Origin of the sequence: Abiotrophia sp. HMSC24B09, assembly GCF_001815865.1 — a bacterium.
GTDB lineage: Bacteria > Bacillota > Bacilli > Lactobacillales > Aerococcaceae > Abiotrophia.
Genome location: NZ_KV822206.1, coordinates 66,212 through 66,818 on the forward strand (window position 1 = coordinate 66,212; position 607 = coordinate 66,818).

The 607-nt window shown below is 52.6% G+C and carries 1 protein-coding gene; it reads left to right on the forward strand.

The features are described from left to right. The coding region (locus HMPREF3093_RS09955) for a hypothetical protein (protein WP_257244544.1) at positions 1-607 on the forward strand (607 nt) is incomplete at both ends.

Genomic DNA, 607 nt, shown 5'->3' on the forward strand with positions numbered 1-607 from the left:
TCAACCACAGACAGCGACGCCAGTCTTCACTCCAGGTGACCCAGCAGTGCCAATCGATGTAGATAGTCCAATGACCTTCGAGGATGGCTCAAGCACTAAGACTGTGCCAAACGTCGGTGTCTACACCATCAACCCAGATGGTTCCATTACTTTCACGCCAGACAAGCAATTTGTTGGGACTCCAGATCCAGTGACAGTTAAACGTGTAGACAAGAACGGTACACCAGTCACCGCGACTTACACTCCATCTGTGACCAAGGTAACGCCAACTAGCACGCCAGCCACTTCAACTGGAGTGCAGGGCAAGAAACAAACAGCTCGTCCAGTCTTTACGCCAGGGAATTCATCGGTGCCAATGGATGATACCGTGCCAATGACCTTCGAAGACGGCACCACCACTAAGACCGTCATCGGCGAAGGGGCCTACACCATCCAAGCAGATGGCTCCATCGAGTTTGTGCCAGAGAAGACCTTCACGGGCCAAGGTTCGCCATTGACGGTTAAACGCGTCGATAAGAACGGCACCCCAGTGACGGCTACTTACCAAGCGACTGTTATCCCAGTTAAACCAGGTGCCAACAACGACTACTCTTCAGGCGTGGTTAAC